This window comes from Amycolatopsis pithecellobii, from assembly GCF_009707865.1.
GTDB classification, from domain to species: Bacteria; Actinomycetota; Actinomycetes; order Mycobacteriales; family Pseudonocardiaceae; genus Amycolatopsis_E; species Amycolatopsis_E pithecellobii.
Genome location: NZ_WMBA01000013.1, coordinates 1 through 17,366, shown reverse-complemented (window position 1 = coordinate 17,366; position 17,366 = coordinate 1). Strand labels below are relative to the sequence as shown.

Annotated in this window: 16 protein-coding genes; 14 read left to right on the top strand and 2 right to left on the bottom strand. The window is 70.4% G+C overall.

Annotation, left to right across the window (positions count from 1 at the left end):
- Nucleotides 1–12: 12 nt before the first annotated feature.
- Complete coding sequence (locus tag GKO32_RS11185) at nt 13–690, bottom strand: response regulator transcription factor (RefSeq protein WP_312867802.1); 678 nt, start codon at nt 688–690, stop codon at nt 13–15.
- Nucleotides 691–1,334: 644 nt separating this feature from the next.
- Between GKO32_RS11185 and GKO32_RS11180 the strand changes: the two genes are divergently transcribed.
- The 14 genes from GKO32_RS11180 to GKO32_RS11115 are packed head-to-tail and all read left to right on the top strand — an operon-like array spanning nt 1,335 to nt 16,613.
- Nucleotides 1,335–3,098, top strand: a complete 1,764-nt coding sequence (locus tag GKO32_RS11180) for an acetyl/propionyl/methylcrotonyl-CoA carboxylase subunit alpha (RefSeq protein WP_246243482.1) — start codon at nt 1,335–1,337, stop codon at nt 3,096–3,098.
- Between the two features lie 14 nt (nt 3,099–3,112).
- Nucleotides 3,113–4,615, top strand: a complete 1,503-nt coding sequence (locus GKO32_RS11175; RefSeq protein WP_154756761.1) for an FAD-dependent monooxygenase — start codon at nt 3,113–3,115, stop codon at nt 4,613–4,615.
- 2 nt (nt 4,616–4,617) lie between these two features.
- Nucleotides 4,618–4,947, top strand: a complete 330-nt coding sequence (locus tag GKO32_RS11170) for a TcmI family type II polyketide cyclase (RefSeq protein WP_154756760.1) — start codon at nt 4,618–4,620, stop codon at nt 4,945–4,947.
- Nucleotides 4,944–6,215 carry a beta-ketoacyl-[acyl-carrier-protein] synthase family protein gene (locus tag GKO32_RS11165; RefSeq protein WP_312867801.1) on the top strand — a complete coding sequence of 424 codons (1,272 nt, stop codon included), beginning with the start codon at nt 4,944–4,946 and terminating at the stop codon, nt 6,213–6,215. The genes GKO32_RS11170 and GKO32_RS11165 overlap by 4 nt, the downstream gene beginning before the upstream one ends.
- Nucleotides 6,212–7,450, top strand: coding sequence for a ketosynthase chain-length factor (locus GKO32_RS11160; protein ID WP_154756758.1), 1,239 nt, complete (start codon nt 6,212–6,214; stop codon nt 7,448–7,450). Before GKO32_RS11165 ends, GKO32_RS11160 begins: the two co-directional genes overlap by 4 nt.
- A complete protein-coding gene (locus GKO32_RS11155) occupies nt 7,447–7,716 on the top strand; it encodes an acyl carrier protein (protein WP_312867800.1) in 270 nt (89 codons plus the stop codon). Before GKO32_RS11160 ends, GKO32_RS11155 begins: the two co-directional genes overlap by 4 nt.
- Before the next feature lie 28 nt (nt 7,717–7,744).
- Nucleotides 7,745–8,530 (top strand): 3-oxoacyl-ACP reductase FabG, encoded by a 786-nt coding sequence (gene fabG / locus GKO32_RS11150; RefSeq protein ID WP_154756757.1) that lies wholly within the window; start codon nt 7,745–7,747, stop codon nt 8,528–8,530.
- A 31-nt stretch (nt 8,531–8,561) separates the two neighbouring features.
- Nucleotides 8,562–9,509 (top strand): aromatase/cyclase, encoded by a 948-nt coding sequence (locus GKO32_RS11145; protein ID WP_154756756.1) that lies wholly within the window; start codon nt 8,562–8,564, stop codon nt 9,507–9,509.
- A gap of 2 nt (nt 9,510–9,511) precedes the next feature.
- A complete protein-coding gene (locus GKO32_RS38920) occupies nt 9,512–11,746 on the top strand; it encodes an SDR family oxidoreductase (RefSeq protein ID WP_154756755.1) in 2,235 nt (744 codons plus the stop codon).
- A 22-nt stretch (nt 11,747–11,768) separates the two neighbouring features.
- Nucleotides 11,769–13,190: an MFS transporter gene (locus GKO32_RS11135; protein ID WP_154756754.1), complete on the top strand. Its 1,422-nt coding sequence runs from the start codon at nt 11,769–11,771 to the stop codon at nt 13,188–13,190.
- An 8-nt stretch (nt 13,191–13,198) separates the two neighbouring features.
- The gene (locus GKO32_RS11130) at nt 13,199–14,797 is read left to right on the top strand and encodes an acyl-CoA carboxylase subunit beta (protein WP_154756753.1); all 1,599 of its coding nucleotides are present in this window, start codon (nt 13,199–13,201) and stop codon (nt 14,795–14,797) included.
- Nucleotides 14,798–14,826: 29 nt separating this feature from the next.
- Complete coding sequence (locus GKO32_RS11125; protein WP_154756752.1) at nt 14,827–15,054, top strand: acyl-CoA carboxylase subunit epsilon; 228 nt, start codon at nt 14,827–14,829, stop codon at nt 15,052–15,054.
- A gap of 34 nt (nt 15,055–15,088) precedes the next feature.
- On the top strand, nt 15,089–15,952 hold the full coding sequence (locus tag GKO32_RS11120; protein ID WP_154756751.1) for an SDR family oxidoreductase: 864 nt from the start codon (nt 15,089–15,091) through the stop codon (nt 15,950–15,952).
- Nucleotides 15,939–16,613, top strand: a complete 675-nt coding sequence (locus GKO32_RS11115; RefSeq protein ID WP_154756750.1) for a putative quinol monooxygenase — start codon at nt 15,939–15,941, stop codon at nt 16,611–16,613. Before GKO32_RS11120 ends, GKO32_RS11115 begins: the two co-directional genes overlap by 14 nt.
- Nucleotides 16,614–16,650: 37 nt before the next feature.
- Here GKO32_RS11115 and GKO32_RS11110 read toward each other — a convergent pair.
- On the bottom strand, nt 16,651–17,366 hold a 716-nt coding region (locus tag GKO32_RS11110), incomplete at its 5' end, for a zinc-binding dehydrogenase (protein WP_154756749.1).

The window sequence follows — 17,366 nt, the reverse complement described above, 5'->3', positions numbered from 1 at the left end:
ACGACAAGGAATTCACGAGCCGAGCGCCACCGAGTCGGCCGAACCCAATTGAAACCCGACGCCGCGAACAGTGACGATCCAGGCTTTCGACCCCAATTTGCCGCGAATACTGCTGACGTGCGTGTCGATGGTCCGGCCGGGACGGGACAGGCCGTTCCCCCACACTTTTTGGACGATTTCCTCGCGGGAAACCACCTTGTCCGGCCGGCTGGCGAGCAACAAAAGGAGGTCGAACTCCTTGCGGGTCAGGTCGACCGCATGCCCGCAGATCCGCACCTCACGGCTGCGGGGATCGATCGTCAGGCCGTCGTTGATCAAGGCGGTCTGCCGGCGTGAGCCCAGACCGGACCGGCGACGTGCGATCGCCTGCATGCGGACGACGAGCTCGCGCCACCCGAAGGGCACCACGAGGCAGTCGTCCGAACCTGCCTGGAGTGCCAGCACACGGTCCAGTTCCGCCGTGTTGCTCGTGTAGCAGATGATCGGAACGCTTGTCTCCATCCGCAGCTCGCTGCACAACGACAGACCATCGCGATCGGCGATGTCCAGGTCCAGCAACACGGTATTGGCACCAGGCAGCCGCGGTAGCGCCGAGTCCCCGGTGGTCACGTTGTCCACCTCGTAGCCGTGCTTCCTCAACTCGTTCGCCAGATCACGGACGAACTCAGCATCAGCCGTGACCGATAACACACGCAAGACGGACCTCCGGCATCAAGAGCTTCACATGACATCCCGTGCAGTCTCACCCCAGACCACGTGTACTCCGCACCGCATCGCGCCAGATATGTTAGTCGACAATTTCACACAGGACAATGTTGCCTTAAACACCGGTCCAGCAATTGGAAAATAGCTGGTTCTCGCCACTATTCGGCCGAGTCGACCGTTCGGCGGTGTTCACCCGCGAGCAGATCTGCGTAGGTCCTGGAATTCACGCCTCAAATCCCCTTCGGGTCAAGGCCGTTAAACAAAAGGGCAATTCCATGGACGGGCGCGATTCTGCTGCCGCACAGCCGTTTCACGGACCGCGCCGCCCCGGAGTCACGCGCACCGGCACCCCTGCTGGACAACCGATTTTGCGCTGATCTGACCTCTCCCTCGAACTACGCGCGGCGCCTGACATTTCTTTGACGAAGCCGCACCGGGACGTGGCAGAAGCGTCTTGACCGCGGCTTGGGTGAGCCAACAGTCTTTGCTCTACGCGGTGTTCGGGGTCGCACCCACCAGGCCTTCTCCGGACATGCACTTTCCGATCGAAGATCACTGCTTTCGAATACCGCGCATCATCGCTGATCCCCGCCTCGAACCCAGCCGAACTCGGTGGAGGTACAACGTCCATGCTGCGCAAAGTCCTCATCGCCAACCGTGGCGAGATCGCGGTCCGCGTCGCCCGTGCCTGCCGCGACGCAGGACTGGCCTCGGTGGCCGTCTACGCCGAGCCAGACCGGGACGCAGTGCACGTGCGCCTGGCCGACGAGGCCTACGCGCTGGGTGGGCAGACACCGTCCGGCAGTTACCTGGATGTCGGCAAAATCCTTGCGGCAGCGAGGAAATCGGGCGCCGACGCGGTGCACCCCGGGTACGGCTTTCTCTCCGAGAACGCCGATTTCGCCGACGCCGTCACGAAAGCCGGGCTGACCTGGATCGGCCCGCCCGCCGAGGCCATCCGCGCGCTCGGCGACAAGGTCGCAGCTCGTCGCATCGCGCGACGTGCCGGGGCTCCGCTCGTACCGGGCACAGCCGGTCCGGTGGCCGGGGCCGGTGAGGTCGAGGAGTTCGCTCGCACCCACGGTCTGCCGGTCGCCATCAAGGCTGTATTCGGCGGGGGCGGAAGGGGCCTGAAGGTCGCGCGCACTCTGGCGGAGATACCGGCTCTCTACGAGTCCGCGGTCCGCGAGGCCGTGGCTGCGTTCGGCCGCGGCGAATGCTTCGTGGAGCGCTACCTCGACCGGCCACGGCATGTGGAGACGCAATGCCTCGCCGACGCACATGGCCACGTCGTCGTGGTCTCGACCCGGGACTGCTCCCTGCAGCGGCGCCACCAGAAGCTGGTCGAGGAGGCGCCCGCGCCGTTCCTGTCCGTGGAGCAGGAAAACCGGCTCCGCACGGCGTCGAAGGCGATTCTGTCCGAGGTGGGCTACGCCGGGGCGGGCACCGTGGAGTTCCTGGTGGGCGCGGACGGCACGATCTCCTTCCTGGAGGTGAACACCCGCCTCCAGGTGGAGCACCCGGTCACCGAAGAGGTCACCGGCATCGACCTGGTCCGCGAGATGTTCCGGATCGCCGACGGCGAACCGCTCGGCTACGACGACCCGCAACCACGCGGGCACGCCATCGAGTTCCGGATCAACGGCGAAGATCCGGGCCGCGACTTCCTGCCCGCCCCCGGTACGGTCACCCGGTTCGTCCCACCCAGCGGCCCCGGGGTGCGGCTGGACTCGGGCGTGGAGTCCGGCTCGGTGATCGGGCCGGCGTGGGACTCGCTGCTCGCCAAACTCATCGTGCACGGCGCCACCCGTGACCAGGCATTGGCGCGGGCACGGCGGGCGCTGGCCGAGTTCACGGTGGAGGGTATGGCCACCGCCCTGCCGTTCCACCGGGCGGTCGTCACCGACCCGGCGTTCGCCGGGGACCGCGACGGGTTCACGGTCCATACGCGGTGGATCGAGAGCGAGTTCGACAACACCATCCCGCCGTTCGCTCCCGCCGCCGCCCCCGGAACCGGCGAGGCGGAACCCCCGCGGGCCGGTGTTGTCGTCGAGGTCGCCGGCAAGCGGCTCGAGGTCTCGGTGCCCGCTTGGCTGGGCGCACCGGCGACCGTCGGCGCGGCCGTCGCCACCCGGCCCCGCCGCACGGCCAGCGCGAGCAGTGGCCCCGCAGCGTCCGGTGCCGCGCTCAGCTCACCGATGCAGGGCACCGTCGTCAAGGTGGCCGTCGCGGACGGCGACGAGGTCCACGAGGGAGACCTTGTCGTGGTCATCGAGGCGATGAAGATGGAGCAACCCCTCACCGCCCACCGCGCCGGCACGGTCAGCGGACTCCGGGCCGAGCCCGGTACGCCGGTCGCCGCCGGTGCCGTCATCTGCGAGATCACCGACTGATGAGGGAGACAGCTATGGACGCCGAAGTGATCGTCGTCGGCGCTGGGCCGGCCGGCCTGACGCTCGCCGGAGAACTGCGCCTGGCCGGGGCCGACGTCATCCTCCTGGAGAAGCTTTCGCGACCGACCGGGGAGTCTCGCGGCCTGGGATTCACCGCGCGCACCATGGAAATCTTCGACCAGCGCGGCCTGCTGTCCCGGTTCGGGGACGTCGAAATCAGCAACGTGGGTCACTTCGGTGGCCTGCCCGTCGACTTCGGCCTGCTTGATGGCGCCCACCAGGCCGCGAAGACGATCCCCCAGTCGCAGACCGAAGCGGTGCTGGAGGCATGGGCCGGCGACCTGGGCACCGACCTGCGGCGGGGGCACGAGGTCGTGTCCGTCGACGATGACGGCACGCGGGTGACCGCAGGGGTCCGCGGACCCGGCGGCGAGTACGAGCTGACCGCCCGCTACCTGGTCGGGTGCGACGGCGGCCGCAGCGCGGTACGCAAGCTCGGGGGCTTCGACTTCCCCGGCACCCCGGCGACCATGGAGATGTTCCTCGCCGACGTCAAGGGGCTCGACCTCGAGCCACGGATGATCGGCGAAACCCTGCCCGGCGGCATGGTCATGGTCGGGCCACTACCCGGTGGGGTCACCCGGCTCATCGTGTGCGAACGGGGCACGCCGCCGCAGCGGCGCACCGAGGCGCCGTCCTACGACGAGGTGGCCGCCGCCTGGAAACGGCTCACCGGGACTGACATCTCGCAGGGCGACCCGGTGTGGGTGAGCTCCTTCGGGGACGCGACCCGCCAGGTGACCGAATACCGGCGCGGCCGGATCTTCCTCGCCGGCGACTCGGCGCACGTCCACCTGCCGGCGGGCGGCCAGGGCATGAACGCCAGCATCCAGGACGCGGTGAACCTCGGCTGGAAGCTGGGCGCGGTCGTGCGCGGCCATGCGCCGGAAACCCTGCTCGACAGCTACCACGACGAGCGGCACCCGGTAGGCGAGCGGCTGATGCTGAACACCCGCGCGCAGGGACTGCTGTTCCTCAGCGGCTCGGAGATGCAGCCGCTGCGAGACGTTTTCCGCGAATTGATCGCGTATGACCCGGTCGCCCGCCACCTCGCCGGGATGGTGAGCGGCCTGGAGATCCGCTATGCGATCGCCGCGGGCACCCATCCGCTGCTCGGCAGGCGCATGCCACACCTGGAGCTGGTGGACGACGCCGGCGGCAAGACCAGCAGCACCCAGGCCCTGCACGCGGGCCGCGGGGTGTTGCTCGACCTCGCCGGCAACGCCGAGCTGCGGCGCCGGGCCGATGGCTGGCGGGACCGGGTGGACATCGTGACCGCCGGACCGCACGGCCTGCCCGGCGACAGCCCGCTGGCGGATACCGGCGCGATTCTCATCCGTCCCGACGGCTACGTGGCCTGGGCCGCCCCGGGCTGCCACGACGACCTGCCCACCGCGCTGCACCGCTGGTTCGGCGCCGATCGCCGGTCCCGGCGATCTTCCACGAGCGAGGAGTGACCATGCACAGCACGTTGATCGTGGCCCGGATGGACCCGGGTTCGAGCACGGAGGTCGCGCGGCTGTTCGGCGCGTTCGACGGGACGGAGATGCCCCACCGCATGGGCACCCGGCGCCGGCAGCTGTTCTCCTACCGCGGCCTGTACTTCCATTTGCAGGACTTCGACGACGACAACGGTGGCGAGCTCATCGAGCAGGCCAAGACCGACCCCCGGTTCATCGCCATCAGCGAGGACCTCAAACCCTTCATCGAAGCCTACGACCCGAAGACCTGGCGCTCCCCCGCCGACGCGATGGCGAGCCGCTTCTACGACTGGGAGGCCTCCGCGTGAGCGCCAGGCGGGTGGTCGTCACCGGCATCGGCGTCGTGGCGCCGGGCGGCATCGGGGTCAAGAACCTCTGGAGCCTGCTCAGCGAGGGGCGGACGGCGACCAGGGGCATCACCTTCTTCGACCCGTCCCCCTTCCGTTCCCGGGTCGCGGCGGAGATCGACTTCGACGCCGAGGCGAGCGGGCTGAGCCCGCAGGAAATCCGGCGGATGGACCGCGCGGCACAGCTCGCCGTTGTCGCGGCCCGCGAGTCCATTGAGGACAGCGGCCTGGAGACGGGTGGTCTGGACCCATACCGGCTCGGCGTCACCATCGGCAGCGCGGTGGGCGCCACCACCGGTCTGGACCAGGAATACCGCGTGGTCAGCGACAGCGGCAGGCTGGCACTCGTCGACCACGACTATGCGGTCCCCCACCTGTACAACTACTTCGTCCCGAGCTCCTTCGCCGCCGAGATCGCCTGGACGGCGGGCGCGCAGGGGCCGAGCACGGTCGTGTCCACCGGGTGCACCTCCGGTATCGACGCGGTCGGGCATGCCGCGGAGTTGATCCGCGAAGGCTCCGCCGACGTGATGATCGCCGGCGCCACCGACGCGCCGATCTCGCCGATCACCTTGGCCTGCTTCGACGCGATCAAGGCCACGACCCCGCGCAACGACGACCCTGAGCACGCGTCGCGGCCGTTCGACGGGACCCGCAACGGGTTCGTGCTCGGTGAGGGCTCGGCGGTGTTCGTCCTCGAGGAGCTGACGACCGCCCGGCGCCGCGGGGCCCACTGCTACGCGGAGATCGCCGGCTATGCGTCGCGCTGCAATGCCTTCCACATGACGGGCTTGCGGCCCGACGGCGCGGAGATGGCCGAGGCGATCACGGTGGCGCTCGCGGAGGCGCGGGTCGCACCCGACGAGGTCGACTACATCAACGCGCACGGCTCGGGCACCAAGCAGAACGACCGGCACGAGACAGCCGCGTTCAAGAAGAGCCTCGGCGAGCACGCCTACCGGACGCCGGTCAGCTCCATCAAGTCCATGGTGGGCCACTCCCTCGGCGCCATCGGCTCCATCGAGATCGCGGCCTCCGCGCTGGCCATGGAACACGACCTGGTGCCGCCGACGGCGAATCTGCACACCGCGGACCCGGAATGCGACCTCGACTACGTGCCGGTCACCGCCCGGGAGTGGCGCACCGACACGGTGCTGACGGTCGGCAGCGGGTTCGGTGGCTTCCAGAGCGCGATGGTGCTCACCGTCCCCGGGAAGAGGTCCGCATGACGGCCGGCGTCGTGGTCACCGGCCTGGGCGTGGCCGCACCCAACGGCCTGGGCACGGACGAGTACTGGGCCGCGACCAAAACCGGCCGGAGCGGCATCGAGCGCGTCACCCGGTTCGACCCCGCGCAATATCCGGCCCGGCTCGCCGGCGAGGTACCGGGGTTCGTGGCCGGGGAGCACCTGCCGAGCAGGCTCATTCCGCAGACCGACCGGATGACGAGGATGGCACTCGCGGCGGCCGGCTGGGCATTGGCCGACGCCGGGGTGCGCCCCGGCGAGCTGCCCGAGTTCGACATGGGCGTCGTCACCGCCAGCTCGTCGGGTGGGTTCGAATTCGGCCAGGACGAGCTGCGCAAACTGTGGAGCCAAGGCAGCAAGTACGTCAGCGCCTACCAGTCCTTCGCCTGGTTCTACGCGGTCAACAGCGGGCAGATCTCGATCAACCAGGGCATGAAGGGCCCCAGCGGCGTCGTGGTCAGCGACCAGGCCGGCGGCCTGGACGCGATAGCCCAGGCACGCCGGCAGATCCGCAAGGGCACCCGGCTGGTCGTGTCGGGCAGCATCGACGCCTCGATCTGCCCGTGGGGCTGGGTGGCGCTGCTGGCCAGCGGCAGGCTCAGCACCGAGGACGATCCCGCGCGCGCCTATCTGCCGTTCGATGCGGGCGCCTGCGGTCACGTCCCCGGTGAGGGCGGCGCGATCCTCGTGCTGGAGGACGGCGAGTCCGCCCGTGAGCGCGGCGCCCGGGTCTACGGCGAGGTCTCCGGATACGGATCCACGTTCGACCCGCGGCCCGGCAGCGGGCGGGAACCCGCGCTGCGCAAGGCGATCGAGCTCGCCATGGCCGACGCCGGCGTCGCGCCCGGCGACGTCGACGTGGTGTTCGCCGATGCGGCGGCCGTCCCCGAGCTGGACCGGATCGAGGCGGACGCGATCGGTGCGGTCTTCGGCGCGCACGGGGTGCCGGTCACCGCGCCCAAAACGATGACCGGCCGGCTGTATTCCGGCGCGGCGCCGTTGGACTTGTCGGCCGCGCTGCTGGGCATCGCCGACGGCGTGATCCCGCCGACCACGAACGCCACGGCGGCGCCCGAATACGAGCTCGACCTGGTGACCGGGCAGGGGCGCCCGGCACGGCTGCGCACCGCGCTGGTGCTGGCGCGCGGCCAGGGCGGGTTCAACTCGGCGGTCGTCGTACGCGGTCCGGATATCCACGAAACAGGAGGCAACACGTGAGTACCAAGCAGTTCACCCTCGACGAGCTCAAGCGCATTCTGCTGGAGGGCGCCGGCGCGGACGAGGGCGTCGACCTCGACGGGGACATCCTCGACACCGAATTCGCGGTGCTGGGTTACGAGTCGCTGGCGCTGCTGGAAACCGGGAGCCGCATCGAGCGGGAATACGGCATCAGCCTCGACGAAGCGGCACTGGCCGACGCCGGCACTCCGCGCGCCCTCATCGACCTTGTCAACAGCCATCTCGCCGCCTCCGCGACGGCCTGACACACCCCCGGGGAAAGGGAGCGAAGTGATGACGGACAACGGCAAGGGGTTCGCCCTGGTCACCGGGGCCACCAGCGGGATCGGCCTGGCGGTGGCCAGGCTGCTGGGCGCCGGGGGCTACCGGGTGTACCTGGGCGCGCGCACCGCGGAGAACGTGGCGGCGACGGTCAAGCAACTGCGCTCCGACGGCCTCGAGGTCGATGGGTCCACTGTGGACGTTCGATCCGACGAGGACGTGCGGAGCTTCGTCGACCGGGCCGTCAAGCGGTTCGGCCCGGTCGACGTGCTGGTGAACAACGCGGGCCGCTCGGGCGGCGGGGTCACCGCCGACATCGCGGACGAGCTGTGGCACGACGTCATCGACACCAACCTCAACAGCGTGTTCCGGATGACCCGGGAGGTGCTCAACACCGGGGGAATGCGGCACAAGGACCGCGGCCGGATCGTCAACATCGCCTCGACCGCGGGTAAGCAGGGCGTCGTGCTCGGCGCCCCCTACTCGGCCTCCAAACACGGCGTCGTCGGCTTCACGAAGGCGCTGGGCAACGAGCTGGCACCGACCGGCATCACCGTCAACGCCGTGTGCCCCGGCTACGTCGAAACGCCGATGGCCTCACGGGTGCGGGCGGGGTACGCCGCCGCGTGGGACACCACCGAGGAGGCGGTCCTGCAGCGGTTCGAGGCCAAGATCCCGCTCGGGCGTTACTCCACCCCGGAGGAGGTGGCCGGGCTCGTCGGCTACCTGGTCTCCGACACCGCCGCGTCGATCACCGCGCAGGCACTCAACGTCTGTGGCGGTCTCGGGAACTTCTGAGCTCCCACACCGGACAAGGAGAGACGACAGCATGCCCCAGCAGCTCCTGCGCGAGGTCCAGCACGAGATCACCGTGCTCGCCCCCGCCGACGACATCTACCGGTTGATCGCCGAGGTGGAGAACTGGCCCCGGATCTTCCCGCCGACCGTCCACGTCGAACACGTCGAGCGAGGCACCACCTCCGAGCGCATCCAGATCTGGGCCACCGCCAACGACGAGGTGAAGACCTGGACCTCGCGCCGCACGCTCGACCCCGGCGGCCGGCGAGTGGAGTTCCGCCAGGAGGTGTCCACCCCGCCGGTCGCGGCGATGGGTGGCGCCTGGGTCATCGAACCGCGCTCGGCCACCGAGTCCACGATCCGGCTGCTGCACGACTACCGGGCTGTCGACGACGACCCCGAGAATCTGGCGTGGATCGACCGGGCCGTGGACCGCAACTCCCGCACCGAGCTCGCGGCGCTGAAGTCCAATGTGGAGGCCGTCACCGCGGGCGGCGACCTGCTCATGTCCTTTGTGGACTCCGTGCGGATCGCCGGACCGGCCAAAGCCGCCTACGACTTCGTCAACGAGGCGGACCGCTGGGCCGAGCGGCTGCCTCATGTCGCCCGGGTACGGCTCACCGAGGAGACCCCGGGCCTGCAGACCCTGGAGATGGACACGCGAACCCAGGAGGGCGCCACCCACACCACGAAGTCGATTCGCGTGTGCTTCCCGCACCAGAAGATCGTCTACAAGCAGATCACGCTGCCCGCGCTGATGACACTGCACACCGGCTGCTGGACCTTCACCGACGAGGAGGACGGCACGAGTACCGCCTCCTCACAACACACGGTGGTGCTCAAACCCGAGGCCATCGCGGCCATCCTGGGTCCGGACGCCGGCGTGCCACAGGCCCGGGAGTACGTCCGCGGCGCGCTGGGCGCGAACAGCCGCGCCACGCTGGGCCACGCGCGGGAATACGCCGAGAGCAGGCGCTGAGCATGGCGGCGGAGATCCGGACCCAGGTCGTCGTGGCCGGGGCCGGCCCGGTCGGCCTGATGCTCGCGGGCGAGCTGCGACTCGGCGGCGCCGACGTGGTGGTCCTCGAGCGCAGGCAGGAGCCGACCACCGAATCGCGGGCCTCGACGCTGCACGCCCGGACGATGGAGCTCTTCCACAGCCGCGACCTGCTCCGGCGCTTCGGAGAGCTGCCGAACGACGTGATGGGCCACTTCGGCGGCATCCCACTCGACCTGACCCTGCCGAGCCCGTACCCGGGTCAGTGGAAGGTCCCCCAGGTGCGAACCGAGGCCGTCCTGCAGCAATGGGCGGTCTCCCTCGGCGCGGACGTGCGCCGCGGCCATGAGCTGCGAGAGCTGACGGTCCACCCGGGCCATGTCGAAGCGCGGGTGGACGGTCCGGATGGGCCGGGCCGCGTTCTGGGGCGGTACCTGGTCGGCTGTGATGGGGAGGACAGCACGGTGCGCCGTCTCGCCGGCATCCCCTTCCCCGGGCACGGCGCGGTGCGGGAGCTCCTGCGTGCCGACGTGGCCGGCATCGAGATTCCCGCCCGGCGCTTCCAGCGCCTGCCCCACGGCCTGGCCATCGCGGCCCGCAACCCCGCCGGGGTGACACGGGTGATGGTGCACGAGTTCGGTGCCGTCGCCGGTGGTCGTACCGGCGAGCCGGGTTTCGCGGATATCCGGGAGGCCTGGCTCCGTGTCACCGGGGAGGACATCGGCCACGGCACGCCGGTGTGGGTCAACTCCTTCGGCGACGCCTCCCGCCAGGCGGCGCGGTACCGCGAGGGCCGGGTACTGCTGGCAGGCGACGCGGCACATCAGCAGATGCCGATCGGCGGTCAGGCGCTCAACCTCGGTCTGCAGGACGCGGTGAATCTCGGCTGGAAGCTGGCGCTGGTGGTGACCGGCCGGGCGCCCGGCACGCTCCTGGACACCTACCACACGGAGCGGCACGCGGCGGGTGCTCAGGTGCTCGGCAACATCGAGGCCCAGGCCGGGCTGCTGCTCGGCGGTCCCGAGGTGGAGGCCACGCGCACCGTGCTGGCCGAGCTCATCGGTTACGAGCCCGCCCGGCGGCACCTGGCAGGCATGATCTCGGGACTCGGGATCCGCTACGGCACCGGCCAGGACGGCGACGCGGCGGCGGGGACGCGGCTGGCACACGGGCCGCAGCCGACCGGCGGCCGGGGACTGCTGGCGGACTTCTCGGGTGACCCCAGCCGCCTCGAGCTGCTGCGCGACGCGGCCCGCCCGTGGGCGGACCGCGTGGACATCCTGGCCGCCGACCGGCCGCCGGCCGGCGCACCCGGCGACGCCGTTCTCATCCGCCCGGACGGCTATGTGGCCTGGGCGGACTCCAGCGGGCGCGCCGGGCTGCCCGCCGCGCTGCGCCGCTGGTTCGGCCCTCCCATCCCCGACACCGTCACGACACTCGCCGACAGGAGAGACGAAATGAGCAACCTCGAGGGAAAGACCGCGCTCGTCACCGGTGCGAGCCGGGGCATCGGCCGCGCGATCGCCCGTCGACTGGCCAGGGACGGCGCGCTGGTCGCCGTGCACTACGCCAGCCGCCAGGACGCGGCCGAGGAGGTCGTCGCGTCGATCGAGAAGGACGGCGGGCGCGCCTTCGCGGTGCAGGCGGAGCTCGGCCGCGCCGGGGACGTCCATGAGCTGTTCCTCGGCCTGGAGCGAGGGCTGAAGGAGCGCACGGGCTCCACCGAGCTGAACATCCTGGTCAACAACGCGGGCGTGATGGGCGGGGTGGCTGCCGAGGACCTCACGCCGGAGCAGTTCGACCGGCTGTTCACGGTCAACGCGAAGGCGCCGTTCTTCATCATCCAGCGAGCGCTGACAAACCTGGCGCCCGGCGCACGGATCGTGAACATCTCGTCAGGACTCACCCGGTTCGCCAATCCCGAGGAGATCGCCTACGCGATGACGAAGGGCGCGGTCGAGCAGCTGGCCTTGCATTTCGCCAAGTACCTCGCGCCACGGAACATCACCATCAACAGCGTGGCGCCCGGTATCACGCGCAACGGCAGCCCGGTCTTCGACATACCGGAGGCGGTCGAGCAGATGGCACAGTTGTCCGCGTTCGGCCGGGTCGGCGAACCGGACGACGTGGCCGACGTGGTGGCCTTCCTCGCCTCGGACAACGCCCGCTGGATAACCGGATCCTTCGTCGACGCCAGCGGCGGCACGCTGCTCGGCTGAGACCGGGGATCGGGGACAGGACATGGATCGCTCCGCACAGGCCCGCACCGGCGAGGCCGGCGCGATGCCCACGACCTCGGCATCACGGGGCTTGCTGGCCGTACTGGCGGCGACGATGCTGATCGACGCGCTCGAGGTCTCGGTGATGCTCGTGGCGCTGCCTTCGGTGAGCGCACGGCTCGGACTGACGCTGACCACCGCGCAGTGGCTCGTGAGTGGCTTCGCGCTGGGATTCGGCGGGCTCCTCCTGTTCGGCGCGCGGGTCGTGGAGCTGCTGGGGCGGCGCAGGGTGTACCTCGCCGCGCTGGCCGGGTTCGCGGCGGCCTCGGTGCTGAGCGCCGTCACCCGCGACCCGGGCGTGCTGATCGCGACCCGCTTCGTCAAGGGCTTCTGCGCCGCGCTCACCGCGCCCACCGGGATGGCCATCATCCAGACCACCTTCCGGGATGGCCGCGACCGCAACCGCGCCGTGTCGGTCTACAGCCTCTTCGGCGCGGCCGGGTTCACCACCGGTCTGGTGCTGTCGGGGCTGCTCACGGAGGTGAGCTGGCAGTGGACGTTCCTGTTCCCGGCACCGGTCGCGCTGGTGCTCTTCGCGTTCGGCGTGCGGCTCATCCCCGGGGGGCCGGCCGGGCCGCCGGGTGGACTACGCCGGTTCGACCTGCCGGGAGCCGCCTCCTGGTGCGCCGCACTGGCCGCACTGGTGTACGGCATCGTGTCGGTCGCCGACCACGGCTGGGCCGATCCGCGAGCCTTCGGCGCGCTGGCGCTGGCGGTGCTGCTGATGGCGTGCTTCGCGCGGGTGGAACGGGTCGCGTCCCGGCCGCTGGTCCGCCTTGGTGTGGTACGCGACGGCACGCTGATCCGCTCGATGCTCGGCGCCGCGGCTCTCAACGGGTGCAATATCGGTCTGCTGCTGACCGCGACGGTGCTGTTGCAAAACCGGCTGGGCTGGTCACCACTGCAGACCGCGCTGGCGTTCCTGCCCGCCGGCATTCCGCTGGTGATGACAACGCCGCTGGCGGCGCGGATCGCCGCGCGGTTCGGCACCTCGCGGTTGGTGGCGCTGGGCTCGCTGGGCCCGCCGGCCGCCTGTCTGCTGATGCTGTGGCGGCCCGTACCCGCGGACTACACCACCGGCCTCCTTCCCCCGATGCTGCTGCTGGGCGCCGCCTTCGTACTGGCCTTCGCCGCACTCAACATCCAGGCCGCCGCCCGGGTTTCCACGGCGGACAAGGGGATGGCGATTGGTCTGTACCAGAGCGCGGTGCAGGTGGCCGCCGCCGTGGTGCCGGCGCTGACCGCCGCGCTGCTCGCCACCGCCGGGACCCGCGCGGCGCTGTGGCTGGTGACCGCCGTCGCCTGCGTGGGCATGGTCGCCGGCCTTTCCGGTCTGCGGCCGCACGCGGCGAGCAACCTTCCTGAATCCGATGCGGGAGCGTGAGGAACCAGATGACTGCTGAAACGACCCCGGCCGCGCGCGACGAGCGGCGTGCGGACTGGACCCTGCGCGAGCGCCTGGAGGAGCTCGCCCTGATCAAGGACGAGGCCCGCGCCGGCACCGATCCGGCCGCCACCGAGCGCCAGCACGCCAGGGGCAAGCTGACCGCACACGAACGCATCGAGCTGCTGCTGGATCCCGGTTCGTTCCACGAGGTGGAGCCGCTGCGGCGGCACCGGGCATCGGGGTTCGGCCTGGAGGACAAAAAGCCCTACACCGACGGGGTGGTCACGGGCTGGGGAACGGTGCACGGCCGGACGGTCTGTGTCTACGCACACGACTTCCGCATTTTCGGCGGCGCGCTGGGCGAGGCACATGCCGCCAAGATCCACAAGATCATGGAGAAAGCGCTTTCCGCCGGCGTCCCCCTTGTCTCGCTGAACGACGGCGCCGGGGCACGGATCCAGGAGGGCGTCTCCGCATTGGCCGGCTACGGCACCATCTTCCGGCACAACACCCGCGCTTCGGGCGTCATCCCGCAGATCAGCGTGATGCTCGGGCCATGCGCGGGCGGCGCGGCCTACTCCCCCGCCCTCACCGACTTCGTCTTCATGGTCCGGGACACCGCCCAGATGTTCATCACCGGGCCCGACGTCGTACAGGCGGTCACCGGCGAACAGATGAGCCACAACGGTCTCGGCGGCGCGGATGTGCACGCCACGATGTCGGGAGTCGCACACTTCGCCTACGACGACGAGCAATCGTGCCTTCAGGACGTGCGATACCTGCTGTCGCTGCTGCCATCCAACAACCGCGAGCTCCCGCCCGCGGCGCCGAGCGCCGACCTCGCGGACCGGCGCACCGGCGCCCTGCTCGACATCGTGCCGGACGATCCCAGCCGGGTCTACGACATCCGGCACGTGATCGGGGAGATCGTCGACGACGGCGAGTTCTTCGAGGTGCACCCCGCCTGGGCGGGCAACGTCGTGTGCGCCCTTGCGCGGCTGGGCGGCGAGGTGGCCGGCATCGTCGCCAACCAGCCCAGCGTCCAGGCCGGCGTCCTGGACATCAAGGCCAGCGAGAAGGCCGCGCGGTTCGTGCAGTTCTGCGACGCCTTCAACATCCCGCTGGTCACACTGGTCGATGTGCCGGGGTTCCTGCCCGGGGTGGACCAGGAACACAACGGCATCATCCGGCACGGCGCCAAGCTGCTGTACGCGTACTGCAACGCCACGGTGCCGCGGATCTCGGTGGTGCTGCGCAAGGCATACGGCGGCGCGTGGATCGTCATGGACTCGTGCTCGATCGGGGCCGACCTGACTTTCGCCTGGCCGGGAAACGAGATCGCGGTGATGGGCGCGGAGGGGGCCGCCAACGTCATCTTCCGCCGCGAGATCGCCGCCGCCGAGGATCCTGCCGTCGTGCGCAGGCAGAAGATCCAGGATTACCGCACGCAGCTCATGCACCCCTACTACGCGGCCGAACGCGGCCTCGTGGACGACATCATCGACCCGCGCGACACCAGGGCCGTCCTGGTCGACTCGCTCGCCATGCTGCGCAGCAAGCACGCCGACCTGCCCTCCCGCAAGCACGGAAATCCGCCGCAGTGACGAATTTCCCTCTGGGCAAAGGAGAAACGATGACAACGACGCACACCGAAGCCGTCATCCGGGTCGTTCGCGGCCGTCCCGATCCGGTGGAGCTCGCCGCGCTCGTCGTGGTGCTGACCGGCCGAGCGGGCCGGCCCGCCCCGCTCGACCGCGCGCCGGCAACCTGGCGGCGCCCCGAACCCGCCACAGCGCAGTGGGGCCCGCGCAGCTGGCGCATCACAGACCGGTCCCGCGGCGTAGCCCGGATCGCGGTGTGACGCGGATTTTCCCTGCCACGGAAAGGAACCACTCATGAGTTCCGGTAACACAGTTCTGATCACCGCCGCCACGGGCAACGTCGGCATCCACGCCGCCGCCTGTTTACTCGAGGAAGGCGCCGAGGTGCGTGCGCTGGTGCTGCCCGGCGACCCGGACGTCGGCAGGCTCCCCGCAGGCGTCCAGCTCTGCGAAGGCGATCTCAAGGACCCGGCCGGTGTGGAGGCCGCGCTCGACGGGGTCGACGGCGTGCTGTGGATGTGGCCGTTCTTCACGCTCGGCGTCGAGACCGCGCCGGCGGTGCTGGAAAAGTTCGAGAAGCACGTGCGCCGGGTGGCGCTGGTCTCCTCCGTCGGTGTCCACATCGGACTCGAACGGCGGGACAACAACTGCCACGCCTACCTCGAGGAGCTACTGAGGGACTCGGGAGTCGAGTGGACTTTCTTGCGCACCACCGGCTTCATGGCGAACGCACTCGGTTTCGCCGGCCAGATCAAGAAAGGCGGCGTGGTCCACTTCCCCTACGGCGAGGCCGCACGCACCGCCGTGCACGAGGCGGACCTCGGCGCCGTCGCCGCCCGTACCCTGACCGGCGAGGGCCACGCGCGGCAGGCCTACCTCATCACCGGTCCTGAGGTCTTGACGCAGCGGGAGCAGGTGAACATCATCGGCGAGGTGCTCGGGCGTGAGCTGGGCTGGGAGGACGTGCATGCGGAACAGGCCCGTGCGCAGATGGTGGCGACCGGGTGGCCACCTTCCTACGCCGACGGCGCGCTGGACTACTTCGCCATGCTGACCAAGGAGCCGGAGGTCGGTTCGAAGGCCGTCGAGAAGATCATCGGCAGGCCGGCGCACACCTTCCGGGAGTGGGCCGAGGAGCACATCAATGCTTTCCGCTGACCCGTGGGCCACCGGGCCCGCGCAGTTCGCCACCTTCGAGATCCTCCGGGTGGACGGCGCTGCCGCCGCCACGGCACTGGCCGACCGGATCGCCGGCGAGACGACCACGTGGATCCGGCACCTTCCCGGTTTTGCCGCCGGGCACGTGCACATCTCCCTGGACGGCACCACGGTGGTGCACCACCTGCTGTGGGAGACCGAAGAGGCTTACCGCATGTGGTACTTCGGCAGCGCGGCGAGCCAGGTGCTGGCCGAACTCACGAAGGGGCCGCAGGTATTGGCGGCGACGGCGCGCAGCGGGCTGGCGGCTCCCGGGCTCAGCGGGCCCGCCGCCGGCGAGCCACCCGGTATCGTCGCGGTGGCCACGCGGCACCTTGGCGGTCGCGACTCGGCCGTGGCGGTGCTGGAGCTGCTGGCCCGCAGCGGCGACTGGAAACGCGCCTTCCCCGGGTTCATCTCGGCAACGCCCTACGTCAGTCAGGACGGGCGGACCTTCGTGAACTATCCGATGTGGACAGACGAGGCCGCGTACCGGGCCTGGATGGCCGATCCGCGGATCTCCGAGGGACAGCAGGAGATCGCCCGCCTGGAGACCGCCGCCCCGGAGTACCTCGTGTGCTCGGTGGCCGCACGGATCGGTATACCGGCCCGGGCTTCCTGACTCGCCCCGTTCCGCTGGGCTGTCCCCAGCCCTCGGGTCAGACCAGCAGCACCGTCTTGCCGACAACCTCGCGCGCTTCGATCGCGGCGTGCGCCTCGGCAGCCTGTCGCAGCGCAAAAGTCTGCCCGACCAGCGGACGGAGCCGTCCTGCCGCCGCCTCGGCGAGCGCTTTTACGCTCAGCGACCGCTTGTCCTCAGCGGTGAGCTGGACGTCCTGGATACCCCGCAGCACAACTCGGCGGCGTTCCGCTTCGGCCCGATCGATCTCAGCGAAGCCGCCGCTGGCAGCCCCGTGGGCGGAGAACCGGCCTCCCCGTGCGATCACCGCGAATGCAGCGCGGCCGACCTCTCCGCCGACGCCGTCGAAGACGACATCGGCGCCCTTGCCGTCCGTGGCGTCCTGTACCGAGGCGGGCCAGCCGGGCTCGGAGTAGTCCACCACGACATCGGCTCCCCGCCCACGGACGAGGGCCTGCTTGCGCTCACCACGCGCACCGCCGATCACCCGGGCTCCCGCCGCGTGGACGAGCTGCACCAGCAGGCTGCCCATCCCGCCTGCTGCCCCCAGGACCAGCACCTGGTCGGCCGGTTCGACCTGCGCTGTCCCGAACAGGGTCAGCGCCGTCGGGCCGTCGTTGAGCAGCGACACCGCGTCGGGCATTGCCAGCTCGTCCGGGACGGGGATCAACGCGTCGGCCGCAACCACCACCCGCGCCGCATAGCCACCGAGCCCCCCGGTATGCGCGGCCACCC

Excerpts from the sequence above, each read along its gene's own strand:
- GKO32_RS11145 (WP_154756756.1), top strand. The coding sequence starts at position 8,562 with ATGCCCCAGCAGCTCCTGCGCGAGGTCCAGCACGAGATCACCGTGCTC.
- GKO32_RS11170 (WP_154756760.1), top strand. The coding sequence starts at position 4,618 with ATGCACAGCACGTTGATCGTGGCCCGGATGGACCCGGGTTCGAGCACG.
- GKO32_RS11175 (WP_154756761.1), top strand. The coding sequence starts at position 3,113 with ATGGACGCCGAAGTGATCGTCGTCGGCGCTGGGCCGGCCGGCCTGACG.
- GKO32_RS11135 (WP_154756754.1), top strand. The coding sequence starts at position 11,769 with ATGGATCGCTCCGCACAGGCCCGCACCGGCGAGGCCGGCGCGATGCCC.
- GKO32_RS11130 (WP_154756753.1), top strand. The coding sequence starts at position 13,199 with ATGACTGCTGAAACGACCCCGGCCGCGCGCGACGAGCGGCGTGCGGAC.
- GKO32_RS11115 (WP_154756750.1), top strand. The coding sequence starts at position 15,939 with ATGCTTTCCGCTGACCCGTGGGCCACCGGGCCCGCGCAGTTCGCCACC.
- GKO32_RS11180 (WP_246243482.1), top strand. The coding sequence starts at position 1,335 with ATGCTGCGCAAAGTCCTCATCGCCAACCGTGGCGAGATCGCGGTCCGC.
- GKO32_RS11160 (WP_154756758.1), top strand. The coding sequence starts at position 6,212 with ATGACGGCCGGCGTCGTGGTCACCGGCCTGGGCGTGGCCGCACCCAAC.
- fabG (WP_154756757.1), top strand. The coding sequence starts at position 7,745 with ATGACGGACAACGGCAAGGGGTTCGCCCTGGTCACCGGGGCCACCAGC.
- GKO32_RS11120 (WP_154756751.1), top strand. The coding sequence starts at position 15,089 with ATGAGTTCCGGTAACACAGTTCTGATCACCGCCGCCACGGGCAACGTC.
- GKO32_RS38920 (WP_154756755.1), top strand. The coding sequence starts at position 9,512 with ATGGCGGCGGAGATCCGGACCCAGGTCGTCGTGGCCGGGGCCGGCCCG.
- GKO32_RS11125 (WP_154756752.1), top strand. The coding sequence starts at position 14,827 with ATGACAACGACGCACACCGAAGCCGTCATCCGGGTCGTTCGCGGCCGT.